We start from the raw sequence: 20,518 nt of genomic DNA on the forward strand, positions 1-20,518 counted from the left end.
CACAGTCTTTATTATGATGAAGATAAAGACAAGCCTGGAAAAACCTACAGCAAGTGGGGAGGCTTCCTAAAGGATGTAGACAAGTTTGATCCGCAGTTTTTCCATATATCGCCGCGTGAGGCCAAATTAATGGACCCGCAAGAGCGTTTATTTTTGCAGTGCGTGTATGAAACGATGGAAGACGCAGGCTATACAAGAGAACACCTCGGCCGTAAGCGTGATGCTGAGCTTGGCGGAAGCGTCGGTGTTTACGTCGGTGTCATGTACGAAGAATATCAGCTGTACGGGGCGCAAGAGCAGGTGCGGGGACGGTCTTTGGCTTTAACAGGAAATCCATCATCCATCGCGAACCGGGTATCTTATTATTTTGATTTTCACGGGCCGAGTATTGCTTTAGACACCATGTGTTCTTCTTCTTTAACGGCTATCCACTTGGCATGTCAAAGCTTACAGCGCGGAGAGTGTGAGGCGGCATTCGCGGGCGGCGTGAATGTGTCAATCCACCCAAATAAATATTTGATGCTTGGGCAGAACAAATTTATGTCCAGCAAAGGCCGGTGTGAAAGCTTCGGACAGGGCGGAGATGGCTATGTGCCGGGAGAAGGCGTTGGAGCAGTGCTTTTGAAGCCATTGTCTAAAGCCATTGAAGATGGTGATCACATTTATGGAATCATTAAGGGGACGGCCATCAACCACGGCGGAAAAACAAACGGGTACTCAGTTCCCAACCCGAATGCCCAAGCAGATGTCATCAAAAAGGCGTTTGTAGAAGCGGAGATTGACCCGCGGGCAGTCAGTTACATCGAAGCCCACGGCACCGGAACCTCTCTCGGTGATCCTATTGAAATCACAGGGCTGTCCAAAGTGTTTACGCAAGAAACCGATGATAAACAATTTTGTGCAATAGGGTCAGCCAAATCAAATATCGGGCATTGTGAGAGTGCGGCAGGTATTGCAGGAGTAACGAAGGTATTGCTTCAAATGAAATACAGGCAGCTTGCGCCATCCCTGCATTCAAACGTGCTGAATCCGAATATTGACTTCCTTAACTCACCGTTTCAAGTACAGCAAGAGCTAGAAGAGTGGAAGAGGCCGATCATCAGTGTCAATGACAAAGACATCGAATTACCGAGAATCGCAGGAATCTCTTCATTTGGTGCCGGGGGTGTGAACGCCCATATTTTAATAGAAGAGTATGCTCCGGAACCTGTGGAAGAACGTTCCCAAGCGAGGAAGCAGCCAGCTGTCATTGTGCTCTCAGCAAAAAATGAGGAAAGACTTCAAAAACGCGCGGAAGATTTGCTGGATGCCATTCGGAAACAAAAATATGTTGAAGCAGATTTGCACCGAATTGCCTATACGCTGCAAGTCGGAAGGGAAGCGATGAACGAACGGCTGGCGTTCGTTGTGGAAACGATGCAGGAGCTTGAAGAAAAACTGAATGAATGTATCTCGGGAACAGAAAATCGTGAATATGTCTATCGCGGACAAGTAAAGCGCAACAAAGAAGCCATTGCTGCTTTTGCTGCTGATGAAGATATGTCAAAAACAATTGAGGCATGGCTGCAGAAAGGAAAATACGCGAAGGTTTTAGACCTGTGGGTAAGAGGTTTGCGAATCGACTGGAGCACGCTTTATCAGGATCAAAAACCGCGGCGAATCAGTTTACCCGTCTATCCTTTCGCAAGAGATCGCTATTGGATAGACGTAAATGCAAAGGCTGAGAAAAAAAGAACGGTAGAGACATTCGCTCCGGTACAGCCCGTTATTTCAAAGCCGTCTGTAGCCAGAGAAGCCAGCGGCAAGCCTGCCAATATAACGCTACAGCCTTTAACAGCAGACCAGGGAAAACCGCAGCTTTCAGCAGTCCAGCTTCCTCCAGATACAGAAATAGAGACCATTACAGCGGAGTCCTTGTGCGATGAACTGACAGCGAGCTTAGCGGAAGTGCTGTACATGGACCAAAACGAGATTGATTCAGATGAAGCATTCATAGATATCGGAATGGACTCGATTACCGGGCTCGAATGGATAAAAGCAATAAATAAACAGTATGGCACATCGTTAAATGTCACAAAGGTATATGATTATCCGACAACACGAGAATTCGCTGTTTACTTAGCACGTGAGTTAAGCCCACACGCTAGGGAGAAAAAACAAACGGAGACGTACCCGCCAATCAGACAAAAAACAGCTGTGCCTGCTGCTAAACCGGCTAATATATCATTGCAGCCGTTAGAACATCAGCCAGTGCAAGAAGAACCTGAAGAAACGATTCAATATGCCGCGGCAGAAATATCTGTATCAAGACAATATACGGAAGCAATTGAAACGCTGCATGAAAAATTGAAGGAAAGCATAGCGGACGTGTTATACATGGAGCCATACGAGGTGGATATTGACGAAGCGTTCATAGATATCGGAATGGACTCGATTACCGGACTCGAATGGATAAAAGCGGTGAACAAGCAGTACGGAACGTCTTTCACAGTGACCACTGTATATGATTATCCAACGATACGTGATTTTGCCGAAATGCTAAAGTCTGAGCTTGGAACTCATCATGATAGAAAGATAGAGCATACTGTCCCGACCGAAGCAACGCAGCAAAAACCAGCAGCACCATCTATTCCAAATCCGGCAGAGCGACCGCTACAGTCAGTTCAACATCCTATAAAGAAAGAACATGAGAAGGAACAAGTTCCTGTTCGTCAAGACCGCCCCGAGGATGCGATCGCGATTGTCGGGATGTCGGGAAGATACCCGGGCGCTCGTAATGTAAGAGAGTATTGGGATAACCTGGTTCATGCAAGGAATGCCATTCGGGACATTCCAACATCACGGTGGGATGTTGACAAATACTATGATCCTGCCCTCAACAAGAAAGGGAAAGTCTACTGCAAATCAATGGGGATGCTTGATGATATTGAACATTTTGATCCGTTGTTTTTTAATATTCCGCCGTCAGAAGCTGAACTGATGGACCCGCAGCATCGAATCTTTTTGCAGGAAGGCTATAAAGCCTTTGAGGACGCTGGGTATAACGCCAGAACTTTAAATGAGAAAAAATGCGGCGTATATCTCGGCATTATGAGCAATGAATACGGGGTCATGCTGAATCGGCAGTCAAGAACAAATGCCACCGGAAACAGTTTTGCGATCGCAGCGGCGCGTATTCCGTATTTTCTAAATTTAAAAGGGCCTGCGATTCCGATTGATACCGCATGTTCATCTTCATTGGTCGGCACTCATTTAGCGCGCCAGGCACTTATAAACAAAGAAATTGATATGGCGCTGGTCGGTGGTGTCAGCTTATATCTAACGCCGGAATCTTACATCAGTATGTGTGAGGCCGGCATGCTTTCACCTGATGGACAATGTAAAGCTTTTGACAATGGCGCGAATGGTTTTGTGCCCGGCGAGGGTGCGGGTGCGCTTGTTCTGAAAAGGCTGAAAGATGCAGAAGCGGACCGTGACCATATTTATGGCATCATCATTGGCTCGGGTATTAATCAGGACGGGAAAACAAACGGAATCACAGCACCGAGTGCGAAAAGCCAAATGGACCTGGAAAGAGGCATATATGAAACATACGGCATACATCCTGAGAGTATCAGTTATGTCGAGATGCACGGAACAGGAACAAAACAAGGCGATCCAATTGAATTAGAAGCCCTGTCTGCCGTATTTCAAGAAAAAACAGACAAAAAGCAGTTTTGCGCAATCGGTTCCGTCAAAAGCAATATTGGCCATACATCGGCGGCGGCAGGAGTAGCCGGGGTTCAAAAAGTGTTATTGTGCATGAATCATAAAACACTTGTGCCGACATTGAACTTCACGACGCCGAATGAGCATTTTCAATTTGAGCATTCTCCTTTATACGTAAATACGAAGCTCAAGCCTTGGGAAACGGCTGATGGAAAACCGCGGAGAGCATGTGTGAGCTCTTTCGGATATAGCGGAACGAATGCCCATATCGTCATAGAGGAATACCAGCCTGAAAAGAGGAACGATCGATTAACAAAGCAGCACCGCTCAGAATTATTTGTACTCTCAGCGAAAAAAGAGAAGCAATTGAAGGCCTATGCGGAAGCAATGAAAGATTTCGTAACCGCCAATGAAGATATCAATTTGGAGGATATGGCATACACACTTCAGACGGGCCGGGAAGCAATGGATTATCGGCTGGCATTTTTGGCGGATTCGAGAGAAATGCTGATCAAAGCTTTAGATGATTATTTGGCTGAAATGCAGAACAACAGTATATTTGCTGCTCACGTGAAAACGAAAAAGAGCGAAATCAAGCTGTTTGAAACGGATCAAGATGCCAAAGCGTTGCTGCAAACATGGATAGAGAAAAAAAGGCTGGAGAAAGTAGCGGAACTATGGGTGAAAGGGCTGCAGATAGATTGGAATGAGCTTTATGGAGAATACACGCCTCGGCGAATCAGCCTGCCTGCTTATCCGTTCGCGGAAGAGTATTACTGGCTGCCAACTCAAGAAGGTGAACTCGAAACCATTGCTACAGCACTCCCTCATTCCGAACTGATGCCAAAGCGCTGCTTTCTGCGTAAACAGTGGCAGCCTTGTCCGATTGAACCGGCAGAAATGACGAATCAAACCGTCGCCATTTTGGCAAATGAGGAGACAATGGCATTAGCGGAAGAGCTTTCGATGTATTTCTCGAAATACCGTATATTTGACAGTCAAGAGCTGGATCGGGTGTCTGCTGCGGACTATGAACACGTTGCTGGAGCAATCGATCTGATCGGATGCGGAACGAGCCACGAGCAGTCTTTGGGCTGGATAAACTGGCTCCAAAAGCTGATCGAGCAAGGACGTACAAGCAAGCATCATTTGACGATCTTAGGTGTAACAAAGGGGCTGGAGGCTTATGCAAATGACGCTGTTCATTTGTCTGGTGCTTCGCGGGCCGGGTTATACCGCATGCTTCAAAGCGAGTACAGCCACCTTACTTCAAGACATGCAGATATGGAGTGCGAAGCCTCTCTTGAGGAGCTGGCCAGACTGATTGCAGCGGAGTTTTATGCCAAGAGCACACAAGCAGAAGTCTGTTATCGAAACGGACACCGATATCGCGCATATTTGGCAGAGCAGCCAGCAGAAGCCGCTCATAGTCATAAGCAAGTATCGTTTTCAACAGACAAAGTTCTGCTCATTACAGGCGGGACAAGAGGCCTAGGCTTGCTGTGTGCGCGGCATTTTGTAAAAACATTCGGCGTTAAGCGGCTGGTGCTTATCGGCCGTGAAGAGCTTCCGCCGCGAGACCAGTGGAATTCGGTGAACATTGTCTCGCTTGCCGAGAAAATAAAAGCCGTTCAAGAGCTAGAAGACATGGGTGCGCAAGTTCAGGTGCTTTCTCTGGATCTGACAGACAGGGTTACTGTCGAACAGAGCCTGAAGACAATACGCGATACAATGGGAGCGATTGGCGGAGTCATCCATTGTGCCGGGATGGTGAACAAACAAAACCCGGCTTTTATCAGAAAATCACTTGAAGAGATCGAACAGGTGCTTGAACCGAAAGTCGAAGGTCTGCAAACGTTGTTTGACCTGCTTTATGATGAACCATTGGCGTTTTTTGCTTTGTTTTCCTCAGTTTCAGCGGCGATTCCTGCCCTAGCAGCAGGACAAGCTGATTACGCGATGGCAAATGCTTTTATGGATTATTTTGCAGAGGCTCATCGAGATAAATGTCCCATTGTAAGCATTCAGTGGCCTAACTGGAAGGAGACCGGGTTAGGTGAGGTCCGAAGCAAAGCTTTAGAACAAACTGGATTGATCAGTTTAACAAACGATGATGGATTACAGCTGCTTGACCAAATTCTATCTGACAGACAGTATGCTGTCGTGCTGCCGGCGGTTCCAGATAAAAATGTTTGGAAGCCGGACAAGCTGATGCAGCCGTCACTGCCTGCCGAAGCTCTTTCGCATCCTGAGATGAAAGAGCAGGCCGGCACTCGAACCGTGTTTCTTGAAACAGTAGATTGGCTCGTAACGCTTTTTTCAGAAGAACTGAAGATAGCTGCAGAAGACTTTGAAACGGATGAGCCTTTCCAAGAATACGGAATTGATTCAATTATATTGGCCCAGCTGGTACAGCAGATGAACGAACAATTAAATGGAGATATTGATCCGTCAATTTTGTTTGAATATCCGACAATAGAATCCTTTGCACACTGGCTCATTTCGAAATATGACATAGCAGCTGTTTTACAACCATCTGTTTCTGAGGAACAGACACCTGGCAAGCCGCAATCAGCAATGAAGCAAAAGCCGGTGCCAGAACAGCGGCCGCAGCAGATAAGCCATGAGAAAACGGCACTTCTTGCTGAGGACATCGCCATCATCGGTCTCAGTTGCAGGTTCCCAGGAGCGGAAACTCTTGAAGAATACTGGGATTTAATACGTGAAGGACGGTCCGCGATTACACCTGTTCCGCCTGACCGATTCGGGAATTCCAGCTCCAATTACGCAGGCCTCATTGAGGAAATGAACCGATTTGATCATGATTTCTTCATGATGTCCGAAAACGATGTCAGAGCGATGGATCCCCAAGCTTTGGCTGTATTGGAGGAAAGCTTGAAACTGTGGTATCACGCCGGTTATACAGAGAAAGAAGTGAAGGGCATGAGAGCTGGTGTTTATATAGGAGGCCGCAGCCAGCACAAGCCTGATCCGGCCAGTCTTTCAAAAGCAAGAAACCCGATAGTCGCTGGCGGACAAAACTATTTAGCGGCTAACATCTCACAATTTTTTGACTTGAAGGGACCGAGTATTGTCCTGGATACCGCTTGTTCCTCTGCGCTTGTGGGGCTGAATATGGCCATTCAGGCTCTGCGAAGCGGGGATATTGAGGCAGCGGTTGTAGGTGGCGTCAGTTTGCTTGATGCTGATGCGCATCGAATGTTTCATGAACGCGGACTTTTATGTGACAAACCGTCATTCCATATTTTTGATAAGCGGGCAGACGGTGTCATTTTAGGAGAAGGCGTTGGCGTGGTTCTCGTCAAAACCGTCAGCCAAGCGCTTGAAGACGGAGATTCCATATATGCAGTCATTAAAGCCGCTGCGATTAATAATGACGGAAGAACGGCAGGCCCATCATCTCCGAATCTAGAAGCGCAAAAGGATGTCATGCTGACAGCGCTTGAAAAAAGTGGCAAAAGGACAGAAGAGATCAGCTATCTTGAAGCGAACGGATCGGGGTCGGCAGTAACAGATTTACTTGAATTAAAGGCGATTCAATCCATTTACCGTTCTGAATCAAAGGCTCCGTTAGGGCTGGGATCGGTGAAACCTAACATCGGGCATCCATTGTGTGCAGAGGGAATCGCGAGCCTGATTAAAGTAGCTTTAATGCTGAAACATAGACAATTGGTTCCATTCCTGTCAGGTAACGAACATATGCCGTACTTTGATATAGAAAAGACAGATTTGTATTTCTGCAGATCACAGGCCGAATGGAAGGAGACAACGCCTGCTGCGGCAATTAATTGTTTTGCCGATGGCGGAACGAATGCCCATCTCATTGTAGAAGGTTGGAAAGACTCTTCTGAGCGTCCAATTAGAAGAAAACCTCTGGCTTTGCCGGAATTAAATCGACAGCCGATTTTAACAGAATCAATGGCTCAAAACGTGCAGAAAAAAGTGCATTCAGACACGAAGGCTTCTAACGAAATGTTTTGGAAAACTTTCAAATAAGAGAGGAGTGGGAAAATGATAACTGAACAACTGCACATTTCATTAAAAAATCCAATCGTGTCCAACCACAAGGTATATGGACAAGCGTTATTACCCGGCCTTGCTTATATAGATTTGATCTATCAAGTATTCCAAGAACATGGTTATGCATACCAAGAGCTTGAATTAAAAAACCTGACCATTTTTAACCCTTTGATCGCAGATGAGTCATATGACATTGCCCTGACCATTCACGTGTCTGAAAGAAAGGAAGGGACATGGTCCATTATCATCGACGGACAAAAACAGCATGGAGAGTCGCTATCTGACAAGAGACAATATGTGACTGCTGACATGCAGCGTAAAGAGCAAACCGCTTTTGCAGAATCAATAGACCTTAATCAGTGGAAACGTACAGCTGACAGGATTCTGAATATAGATGAAATATATGAACAATGCCGATCTCAAGAATTAGTGCATACCGGCATGATGAAGGCGGAAGGGCAGATTTATGAAACCAAAGAGGGGGCTGTAATTGATTTAGCAGTCGGACAGGAAGCGCTGCGCCATTCTGATGCTTTTCTGTTTCATCCCACGCTCATTGACGGGAGCGGTATAGGGTCAAGCTGCCTGCTCTCAGATCAAACGATGCATCTGCCATTGTGTTATGAATCGTTTTCAGCTTCAGAACGATTGCAAAAAGGATGTACAGCACGGATCCTCTCCTCATCTGTGCTCCAGAAGAAAGAGCTCACTTATATGACGATTGAATATTTTAATTCATCAGGACAAAAAGTGGCCGAGCTGAGACAGTTTGCAGGCAAGTCTGTACGGAATGGGTCAGCTTTTCACTCTGCAAAAGAAATTCAAGAAGAAAGAGCCGCTGTCTCTCAGCACACCAGTCTAGACTATAACGCATTTGAAACGTATTTGCGTCAATTGCTTGCTGAGCAGCTTGAAAGGCCGGCAGAACAAATGGATATCCACGCTGGGTACTATGAGCTTGGTCTGGATTCACCGTCGTTGCTTACAGTGGTTCAGGAAATTGGAGATAAGGTTGGAGCGGATCTTGCTCCAACACTGCTGTTTGAATTCACAACAATTGCAGAACTGGCTGCACATCTTGCTGATCACTATTCAATTAGAGAGGCGGACGATGCTGTCCGCCAATCTCCTTCACAAAAGAAGGATTATTCAGAAGGTGTTGCCTCTTCAATGGAGCTCGGGGAGGACATTGCCATTATCGGGATGGCAGGCCGCTATCCTAAGGCAAAAAACATTCAGGAATTTTGGGAACATCTTAAAGCTGGTACCGACTGCATCACAGAGATCCCGAACTCACGCTGGGAATGGAAAGAAAACGATGGTCTGGATTCTCCTGCAGGCAAGCCGCTCTCGAAATGGGGCGGGTTTATCGAGGAAGCTGATTGCTTTGATCCTCAATTTTTCAGAATCTCTCCTCGTGAAGCGGAAATGATGGACCCTCAGGAGCGGTTATTTTTAGAGACGTGCTGGGAAGCTATTGAAGATGCGGGTTATACACCTGAGACAATTGCTTCGCCAAAGGGAGAAAATAAAAGGCAGCATGTCGGAGTGTTTGCCGGTGTTATGCATAAGGACTATTCGCTTATAGGGGCGGAAGCTCTATCAGAAAACAATCCATTTCCTTTATCGCTGAATTACGCGCAAATAGCCAACAGGGTCTCTTACTATTGTAATTTCCACGGCCCAAGCATGGCTGTGGATACGGTCTGCTCTTCCTCATTAACTGCGGTTCATTTGGCAATAGAGAGCATCCGGAATGGAGAATGCGAGGCCGCGCTTGCCGGAGGCGTCAATTTGTCACTGCATCCGGCTAAATATATCAGCTATGGCAGTGTAGGGATGCACTCAAGTGACGGTTATTGCCATACTTTTGGCAAAGGCGGGGATGGCTACGTATCTGGAGAAGGTGTCGGCACAGTATTGCTAAAGCCGCTGCGAAAAGCTGAACAAGATGGTGACCGAATCTATGCTGTCATCAAAGGCAGTGCGATAAATCATGTAGGAAAAGTAAGCGGAATTACAGTACCGAGCCCGGTAGCCCAAGCTGATGTGATTGAAGCATGTCTAGAAAAAACAGGAATTGATCCGCGCACCATCAGCTATGTTGAAGCCCATGGCACGGGCACCTCATTGGGAGATCCGATTGAAATACAAGGATTAGTAAAAGCTTTCAGCCGCAATACGCAGGACAAGCAATTCTGTTCAATCGGTTCTGTGAAATCAAATATTGGCCATGCTGAAGCGGCAGCCGGCATTAGCGGTTTAACGAAGACAGTCCTGCAGCTGCATCATAAAACATTGGTGCCGTCATTACACTCAGAAGAGCTGAATCCTTATTTGCAGCTCGATCAAACCCCATTTTTTGTTCAGCATGAAACAAAGGAATGGGAGCAGCCATCTTTTGAAGAAAACGGGATGGACGTCACATTTCCCCGCCGCGCAGGTTTAAGTTCGTTTGGTGCTTCAGGATCAAATGCGCATCTTATTTTGGAAGAATATATTCCGGCAGAGAGCCATTCAGAGACGATTTTAACGAAAAATGAAGGAATAGTGATACCTTTGTCCGCGAGAAACAAAGATCGTCTGCAGGCTTACGCACTTAAACTTCTGGATTTTCTTAGCGAGGACGTCAATCTTATAGCGTTAGCTTATACCATGCAGACAGGACGGGTTGAAATGGAGGAGCGCGCAGCTTTCTTCGCAAAAGACAAAAAAGATTTAGCTGCTAAACTTCAGGCGTTTGCTAATGGCGAAGAAAAGATCGAGGGCTGCTGGACCGGACAAGTCAAGGAAGATCAAAAGGCGGCTGGTCCAGCGTCGGTGAATGCGCTGAATAACAATTTGATCACAGACAGTGAAATGAAGGAAATGGCGACATCATGGGTTCAAGGAAAGCGGGTCACCTGGGACGACCTATACGGCGATCACAAGCCGTTTAAAATCAGTGCTCCGACCTATCCGTTTGCAAGGGAACGCTACTGGATCCCAGCTCCTGAAACGAAAACCAGCTCTGTGAATCACACCTTACATCCGCTGGTGCACCGCAATACATCAGACTTTACTGAGCAGCGCTTTAGCTCTGTATTTACAGGCAAGGAATTTTTCCTGTCTGATCATGTTGTACAGGGACAGAAGATTTTGCCTGGCGTTGCCTATTTAGAAATGGCAAGGGAAGCAGCGGAAAAAGCTGCAGGCGACCTGGACGGCGAACAAAGAATTGTGTCGCTTAAAGACATTGTGTGGATACGCCCTATCACGATAGAAAATGACCCAAAAGAAATACATATTGGCCTTTATCCTGAGGATAACGGAGACATTTCCTTTGACATTTATAGCAGCTCTGAGCAAGAGAAAACCATGACGATATACTGCCAAGGCCGCGCTGTCATTTCAGATGAAGCGGACACTTCCATTTTAAACCTATCATCAATACAGACAGAATGCAGTCTGGACACAGTGACGCAAGAACAATGCTATGCAGCGTTTCGAAAGATTGGGCTTGACTATGGAAAGGGCTATCAAGGGATTGAAAAAATCTATGTCGGCAAAGATCAATTGCTTGCAAAAATCTCGCTACCCGCTTTTCTAAAAAACGATAAGCAGCATTTTGCGCTCCACCCGAGTTTAATGGATTCCGCGTTCCATGCCACAGTCGGTTTTATCGTTAGCTCAGTCAATGCCGCTGGACAAGCGCAAACGCTGTCTCTTCCATTTGCTTTGCAGGAGGTTGATATTTTCAGCCTATGTCCAGAGGAGATATGGTCTTATATTCGATACAGTTCAGACAGTAAAGCGGAGGACAACGTCAGAAAGTATGATATTGATTTATGCGATGAGAACGGAAATGTTTGTGTGCGAATGAAGGGTGCCTCAATGCGGGCGCTTGATGGAGAGCGGCATTCAAGGTCTCAACTAGTAACTGCTTCTCAGCTGACCGGGCATACGATGATGATCCCCGTCTGGGAACCAGTCTCTCCAGAAGCGGAGGATAATGCTTCGTTTGCTGGTACAGGAGCTGTTTTATGCGGAGCTGCTGAAGTTGATCGGACTTTCATAAAGCATCATTATCCGCAAATTTCCTTTGTCGATATCCGCCCTGCAGATGACATTGAGGCAATAGCGGACAAACTGCAAACGTACGGAAGCATTGTCCATGTCTTGTGGATTGCCCCGTCAGACCTGGAGAATAGTGATAGACAAGGAGAAGCTGTTCTTCACTTATTTAAGCTTGTGAAAGCTTGCCTGCAATTAGGCTATGGCGAGAAACAACTTGAATGGTCTCTTGTGACAATCCAAGCGCAGCCGGTTACGCAACATGAGACAGTACAACCAGCTCATGCAAGCATCCATGGACTTGCCGGCACAATGGCAAAGGAATATCCGCATTGGAAAATCCGTCTTCTTGATCTGGAAAAAGACTGCACATGGCCGGTATATCAAATGTTTACGCTCCCTGCTGACCGTCTCGGACACGCTTGGGCCTATCGGAATCAGCAATGGCATCAGCAGCAATTGATCCCGTATCGGCACTCACCGGCAAATGACACGCTTTATCGAAAAGGCGGGGTGTATGTGGTCATTGGAGGCGCCGGGTACATTGGAGAGGCATGGAGTGAGTACATGATCCGCCGCTACCAGGCGCAAATTGTTTGGATTGGACGCAGTCAAATCAATGCTGCCATCCAGTCGAAAATAGACCGTCTTTCGGTGTTTGGCCCTGAGCCTTTCTATATTGCAGCCGATGCTGCCGATAAGCATTCATTGCAGCAGGCATATGATCAAGTGAAAAAACGCCATCCTCATATTCACGGGATTGTTCACTCTGCGATGGTTTTATTTGAACAAAGCCTAGAAAATATGACGTTTGAAGAATTCACCGCCGGACTGGCGGCGAAGATCGATGTCAGTATTCGGATGGCCCAAGTGTTCCGCCGGGAGAATGTAGATTTTGTTTTATTTTTCTCTTCGCTTGTGGCACATATCAAAAATGTGAAGCAAAGCCATTATGCCTCTGGCTGTACATTTGCAGATGCTTTTGCTCACCAGCTTTCCCAGAGCTGGGCATGCCCTGTAAAAGTCATGAACTGGGGATATTGGGGGAATAGTGAAGCGGCTGAGGATGAACATTATGTACAGCTTATGAATCAAATCGGCTTAGGTTTAATTGAGCCTGCGGAAGCAATGAAGGCGCTGGACGTACTGCTTTCTGGGCCAGTCGGCCAAACGGCTTTCATTCATACGACAAAGCCTGTAGCAGTCGAAGGCGTGAATCAGAATGAATGCATCACTCTATATCCCGAGCAACCTTCAGCAGATGCAGAGAGCCTGATGGAGCGTCTGCCGAAAACGGGACGAATACAAAGAGCAACACATGAAGAACTAGACGATCTTCTTTACAGGCTGTTGTTAGGACAGCTGCAAAAGGCTGAACTGTTTGATGGTCATACATTATCGGTTGAACGTCTTCAACAATATAAGACTCGTGAATTTTATGAAAAGTGGCTTCGGCAAAGTAGCGAATTTCTTTTGCAGCATGGCTATCTTAAGAAAGATGGAGATTCATTGGTGAGGAAGGATCAAGCAGAGGATATCGAGCTGCTTTGGCAAGAATGGAACGCCAAAAAAGAAAAGTGGCTCAAAGACAGCGAGACAAAGGCGATGGTTGTCTTAGCAGAGGCCATGCTAAAAGCACTGCCGGATATTTTGACAGGGAAAGTCCCGGCAACAGATGTCATGTTCCCGCAATCCTCGATGGAATTGGTGGAAGGCATTTATAAGCATAACCAAGTGGCAGACTATTTTAATAAAGTGCTTGCCGATACATTATTAGCTTATCTGGATGAACGTCTGAAGCAAGATCCTGAGGCATCAATTCGCATTATGGAAATAGGCGCGGGCACAGGCGGCACGAGTGCCGGAATCTTTGAAAAACTGAAACCATATCAAAAGCATATTAACGAATACTGCTATACAGATCTGTCGAAAGCATTTTTGCTGCATGCAGAAAAGGAATATGGGGTGGAAAATCCGTACCTGACTTATCAGCTATTTGACGTGGAAAAACCGATTGATCAGCAGGAAATCGAGGCTGGCGGCTATGATGTCGTCATTGCGGCTAATGTCCTTCACGCGACAAAAAATATCCGTCAAACCCTGCGGCATACAAAAGCAGTGATGAAAAACAACGGAATGCTGCTGCTGAATGAAATGGCGGGAAACAGCCTGTTTCCTCACATCACCTTTGGTCTTTTGGAAGGCTGGTGGCTGTATGAAGATCCTGCAGTGCGGATTCCCGGCTGTCCAGGCTTACATCCTGACAGCTGGAAAGCGGCACTCGAAAGCGAAGGCTTTGAATCTGTCTTTTTCCCGGCCGAGGAAGCCCATGATCTGAGTCACCAAATCGTCGCAGCCTCAAGCAACGGGCTGGTTCGCCGTATAATGAAAAATGAGCTCTTGCCGGAGAAGGATGTTTCACAAGCGTCTTATCAGGAGCCAGCCTGCATTCAATCCATAGATTCAGAGGGAGCAGGCCAATCTAAACATGCTCTTCTAAGAGAAAAAAGCACAGATTATATGAAAAAACTAATCGGAGAAACGTTGAAAATTCCTGCAGGTAAGATTGAGTCATCTGAACCGCTTGAAAAGTATGGCATTGATTCTATCGTTGTTGTCCAGCTGACGAATACATTGCGTAAAGAATTTGACCATGTAAGCAGCACTCTATTTTTCGAGTACCAGACCATTGACGCATTAGTGGAGCATTTCATCAAAACAAAAACAGAAGCGCTGATGAAATTAACAGGTCTTGACCGTCAAGTTCAACAACAGACACCGGCCGAAAGCAGAACCCAATCTTCACAGAAACCTGATGGGGCCGCTAAAAGAACACGGCGCTATCGCAAGCTTGGCTTCACCAGGGAAAAAGAAACACCGACAAACACTCTTGCAAGCCGTGACGTTGCCATTATCGGCATTTCCGGACGCTATCCTCAGGCGGAAACAGCAGAAGACTTTTGGAATAACCTAAAAGAAGGAAGAAATTGTATTGAGGAAATTCCGAAAGAACGCTGGGATTGGAAAGCTTATTACGATAAAGAAAAAGGAAAAGAAGGATCGATTTATACGAAATGGGGCGGATTTATCAAGGATATGGACAAGTTTGACCCATTATTCTTTCAGATTTCGCCGCTTGAAGCAGAACGAATGGACCCTCAGGAGAGATTATTTCTGCAAACCGCTTATGCAAGTATTGAAGACGCGGGATACACGCCTGACTCGCTCAGTTCAAGCAGAAAAATCGGCGTCTTTGCCGGAGTTATGAACAAAAATTATCCGACAGGCTACGGCTATTGGTCTATCGCCAACAGAATATCCTATTTGCTGAATTTCCAAGGCCCGAGCCTTGCCGTCGATACAGCCTGCTCATCCTCTCTGACAGCGATTCATTTAGCGCTGGAAAGCATTTATAGCGGATCGAGTGATTGCGCCATTGCCGGCGGTGTCAATTTAGTCGTCGACCCGGTTCACTATCAGAACTTATCTGTCATGAATATGCTCTCTACTAGTGATACATGTAAATCATTCGGAGTTGATGCAGATGGATTTGTCGACGGTGAAGGCGTAGGCGCGATTGTGTTAAAGCCGCTGCAGCAAGCAATAGCGGACGGCGACCATATTTACGGTGTGATAAAGGCAAGTGCCGTTAACAGCGGAGGAAAAACAAATGGATACACGGTTCCAAATCCTCATGCACAGGCACAGGTGATTAAAGATGCAATGGAGCGCGCCAACATTCCTGCCCGAACCATCAGTTATGTGGAGGCGCATGGAACAGGCACCACATTAGGAGATCCGATTGAGATAGCGGGTTTAACAAAAGCATTTGAGGAAGATACGCAGGAGAAACAGTTTTGCGCGATCGGCTCCAGCAAATCAAACATCGGTCATTGTGAAAGTGCAGCCGGAATTGCAGGGCTGACAAAAATACTTTTTCAGTTTAAATATGGACAAATTGCGCCATCATTGCATGCTCAGCGGTTGAATCCGAACATTGAGTTCAGCCATACTCCATTTGTCGTTCAGCAGCAGCTTGGTGAATGGAAACGCCCGGTGATTGGCGGACAAGAGGTGCCTAGGCGCGCCGGATTGAGCAGTTTTGGCGCCGGAGGGTCCAATGCCCATATCATTCTGGAAGAATATATTCCGAGAATGGGAGTGCAAACGCCGGAAGACCATCCCCCAGCGCTGATTGTGCTGTCGGCCAAAAACATGGAACGTTTGCAAGAAAGAGCGGAACAGCTGTTCACAGCCGTCAAACAAAAAAGGTACCACGAATCAGATCTGATTAGAATCGCCTATACCTTGCAAACGGGACGTGAAGCAATGGAGGAACGGCTGGCCTTTATAGCGGAATCACTAGAGGATCTTGAGAGAAAGCTGAACGATTTTATCGAAAACAAAGCAGACAGCCTGTATCTGGATCGCATTGATGATAACAAAAAAGCATTAGCAGTCTTATCAGCGGATGAGGATACGGAAAAAATCATAGAAGCATGGATGAGCAAAGGGAAATTCACGAAACTGCTGGATCTTTGGGTGAAAGGCTTGTCTTTCGACTGGGATATGCTGTACGGCACCCAAACGCCTGTCCGGATCAGTCTCCCGGCATATCCATTTGCAAAAGAACGATATTGGGCACCAGGCTCGGCAAAGGCCCCGGCGCCTATAGAAAAAAATCTTGATCAGCAAAGAGAAGAACCTTTCGAGGTTATGACATTTCAAGAAGTGTGGAAAGAAGAGCCGGCAACCCACGCTCCGAAACGTATCAAAACGATCATCTGTTTTCTGACTGAAAGAGAAAAGCAAAACGCATTTGATTCAGCCCTGAAAAACGTTGATCAAGACACCAAGCTCATTTTTATATCACAGGGCGAAGTGTACAGCAAACAGTCTGAATATAGCTACCAGATTGTGCGGCAAGAACCCGTTACTTTTGAAAAGGCCTTCCAGAGCATTAAAGAAGAACATGGAGAGCCAGATGCAATTCTCTATATGTGGCCTGCGGAAGACAAGAGCTGTATAAAGGACCATTCCTGTATTGTCTATTTATTACAAGGTATGTCCGCAGCAAAGCTGCATCCTTTACGGCTGATGCTGGCAGGATGTTTTGAAAATGGCCTTGACCGAAGCTATCTGGAATCATGGATTGGATTCGAACGATCGCTCGGGCTTGTCCTTCCGCACACAAAAGTGACTGGAATCTTTCAGCCGGCAGATCAAGGATCGATGGATAATTGGGCACGTAATATGTGGTCAGAATTACAGGCTTCAATAGAACAAACCGTTTTGTATCAAAATGGGAAACGATATGTAAGTCACATAGAACGGACAACGTTACAACCGAACAACAGCAAATTAAAATCTAGCGGGACTTATCTGATTACAGGCGGGTTAGGAGGGCTCGGCTATTTATTCGCCAAGCATTTGGCTAAAAACTATGCCGCAAACCTGATTTTGACAGGGCGGTCGCCTTTCAATGAAGAAAAACAAAAGAAAATAAAAGAATTAAAGAATCTAGGCGGCGAAGCGATGTATGCAGAAGCAGATGTATCTGACCCTATCGCGATGGGAGACTGCGTAAAAAGAGGGAAAGACCGATTCGGTGAAATCAACGGTGTTATTCATGCAGCCGGAATTGAGAGCGACTCTGCTATTTTTGACAAAAAGATCGAAAACTTTCAGCACGTCATTGAACCGAAAATCAACGGAACAATAGCGCTTGATGAATGGCTTAAAAATGAAGCCCTTGATTTTATGTGTTATTTTTCTTCTTCTTCGGCGGTTTTGGGGGATTTTGGATGTTGTGATTATGCGATTGGCAACCGATTTCAGATGGCTTACGCACAATACAGAAACCAGCTGCATAGCGGCAAAACGTTTGTCATCAACTGGCCTGTATGGAAAGATGGCGGAATGAAAATCGGTGATGAAGAAACAACTGATATGTACCTGAAATCAAGCGGCCAACGCTTCCTAGAAGCCGAGGAAGGCATCCGTATGTTTGAGCATATTCTAGCTCAGCAGGATGCTCAGCACCTCGTGATAGCCGGTCAACCAAGCCGTGTCAGCCGATTTTTAGGAATGACTGAACCAGTAATTCCAGAACCGGCCACTCAAGTCCCTGTCGTACAAGAAAAAAACAATGAGGTAAAAACACTAAGCGTTGAAAAGCGGTTAGAACACGATTTGAAAGAGCATATCCACACATTGCTTAAGATTTCAAAGGACAAGCTGAATGTGAACAAAAATTGGGCTGACTTCGGATTTGATTCAATCTATTTGGCTAAATTTTCGAATGTGTTATCAAAGCATTTCAACATCGAAGTAACACCGGCTTTATTTTTCGGCTATTCGACTTTACAGGAATTGATCGGCTTTTTCTTAACGGATCATAAAGAGCTGATTGAAGCATTTTACCGGGATGATGCATCTGAGTCGCAAAAGTCCATAGAAGCTCCTGCTGCAAATCCTGTAGTTCCCGAAGCAGAAACCAGTAAAAAAAGCAACGGACAGGGTCACAATGAGCCGATCGCCATTATCGGCATGAGCGGCAGGTTCCCTCAAGCTGATTCGGTCTATGAGCTGTGGGATAATCTGCAAAACGGAAAAACGTGTATCTCTGACATCCCGGACGAACGCATGGACTGTGGGGGATCGAACGGAGATCCAGAAAAAGCAGTGCCAAGGTGGGGCGCATTTTTGAAGGACATAGACCGGTTTGATCCGCTGTTTTTTCAAATATCGCCTAAAGAAGCCAAAAGCATGGATCCGCGCCAGCGCATTTTTCTAGAGGAAGCATGGCGCACGTTTGAAGACGCCGGCTATATGGGAGACCGGATAAAAGGAAAATCCTGCGGTGTCTATGTAGGTGTGGAAGAAGGAGAATATGCGCATTTAACAGGAGATACGGATTACATTAATGGAACACAAAACGCCACATTATCTGCGAGAATTGCGTACGCATTGGATTTAAAAGGGCCTAATATGGCGTTGACAGCAGCATGTTCATCTGGACTTGTGGCGATTCACCAGGCATGTTCAGCTCTGCGTCAGGGGGATTGTGAAATGGCTTTAGCCGGCGGCGTCAGCTTGAATATTTCTCACATGTCTTTTGAGGCGCTGACAAGAGCCGAAATGCTGTCTCCGAATGGACAATGCAAAGTATTTGACGAGAATGCCAATGGTCTTGTGCCAGGTGAAGCGGTGGCTGCTGTTCTCTTGAAACCATTATCAAAGGCAATTGAAGATAAAGACCATATTTATGGCTGCATCAAGGCCAGCGGCGTGAATTACGATGGAAAAACCAACGGCATTACTGCGCCAAATCCTTTTAGCCAGGCAGAATTGATCGAAAACATTTATGAAAAAAATGAAATCAATCCGCTCGATATTCAATATGTGATGGCGCACAGTACCGGCTCGAATATTGGTGATCCGCTTGAGGTCCAAGCCTTAACGAACGTGTTCAGCAAATATACGAAGCAGAAGCAATTCTGTATGATCAGCTCAATTAAACCTTTAATCGGACACACATTTGCAGCGTCAGGAACGGTATCTTTAATCAGTATGCTGATGGCTATGAAAAACCAGATCATCCCGGCTACTCATCATTGTGAATCGGAAAACCCGTATATTCCGTTTAAAGAAAGCCCGTTTGTGCTTTGCAAAGAAAACCGTCCATGGATCAGGAATAATCAGAAGCCGAGGATGGGAACGATCAGCACGACGGGAATCAGCGGCACAAATGCGCATGCAGTCATTGAAGAATACATCCAAGATGATCAGCCGTTCACGCAGCGGCGTAATGAGTCACCGCAGGTCATCGTGCTTTCAGCCCAAAACGACGATCGGCTTCAGGATGCTGCCTGCCGCATGATTGCGTATCTGGAGCAGAATCACAACCTTTCTTTACCTGATGTAGCATATACGCTTCAGGTTGGGAGGAAAGCCATGGAAGCAAGGCTCGCGATCGTTGTAAACAATCAGGAGCAATTGGTGCGAAAATTGAAGGAATATGCAGAAGCAATGAAGAATGGTGGGGTATCGGGCCAACAGAGATCCCTTTATACAGGATATACAGAAGGGATATTAGAAGAACAGGAAGCTCTGCAAGCTCTCGCAAAAGAAAGAAATTTGGAAAACATTGCGGAACGCTGGGTGAAAGGATATCAGATTCCTTGGGAACTCCTTCATGATGGCGATGACGTACGGATGGTTTCTTTACCTGGTTATCCATTTGCAAGGGAGCGGTATTGGGTTTCGTCAGGCACTCAGCAATCAGAGGCCGTTAAACAGCATTCACAATATATGAGTGGGGAAACCCATATTCAAAAGATCATTGTTCAATTTTTAGCACGAGAGTTGGACTTATCTGAGGATCGAATCAATTTTAATAGAAATTTTCTGGATTATGGGATGGATTCAATTCTTGGCCGAAAATTGATGCGGCATATCGAAAAAACCACACAGCTGAAGATGACCGGCCGAGAAATCCTTGAATGTCAGACAGTGCAAGCTCTATCTAATCATTTGGCCTCAAAGGCTGAAAAACAAAATCATAGCGCAGCACATCAAACAACGGGCACGTATACAGACGAGCAAATCATCGGATTGATGCAAGAGGTGGCGCAAGGGAAATTGGATTTTAAGAGTGTGCAAAACATCATAGAAGGGAGTAAATCGTATGAATCATAAAGAAATTCTTGATGCC

General features: G+C 46.1%; 2 protein-coding genes (1 of these 2 only partly in view). Both read left to right on the plus strand.

Features of this window, described 5'->3' with window-relative positions; translation table 11 throughout:
- Nucleotides 1-7,725, plus strand: partial view of a type I polyketide synthase gene (locus tag JQX68_RS09590; RefSeq protein ID WP_205440634.1) — the 3' portion only. It extends 5,901 nt beyond the left edge of the window; the window shows 7,725 of its 13,626 coding nt (coding positions 5,902-13,626); its start codon lies beyond the left edge, outside the window; it ends in the stop codon at nt 7,723-7,725.
- Nucleotides 7,726-7,740: 15 nt separating this feature from the next.
- Nucleotides 7,741-20,502 carry a type I polyketide synthase gene (locus JQX68_RS09595; RefSeq protein ID WP_147771919.1) on the plus strand — a complete coding sequence of 4,254 codons (12,762 nt, stop codon included), beginning with the start codon at nt 7,741-7,743 and terminating at the stop codon, nt 20,500-20,502.
- Nucleotides 20,503-20,518 lie beyond the last annotated feature (16 nt).

The organism is Bacillus sp. LJBS06, from assembly GCF_016924995.1.
GTDB lineage: Bacteria > Bacillota > Bacilli > Bacillales > Bacillaceae > Bacillus > Bacillus stercoris.

Coding starts and splice junctions, on each gene's coding strand:
- JQX68_RS09595 (WP_147771919.1), top strand. CDS start 7,741: ATGATAACTGAACAACTGCACATTTCATTAAAAAATCCAATCGTGTCC.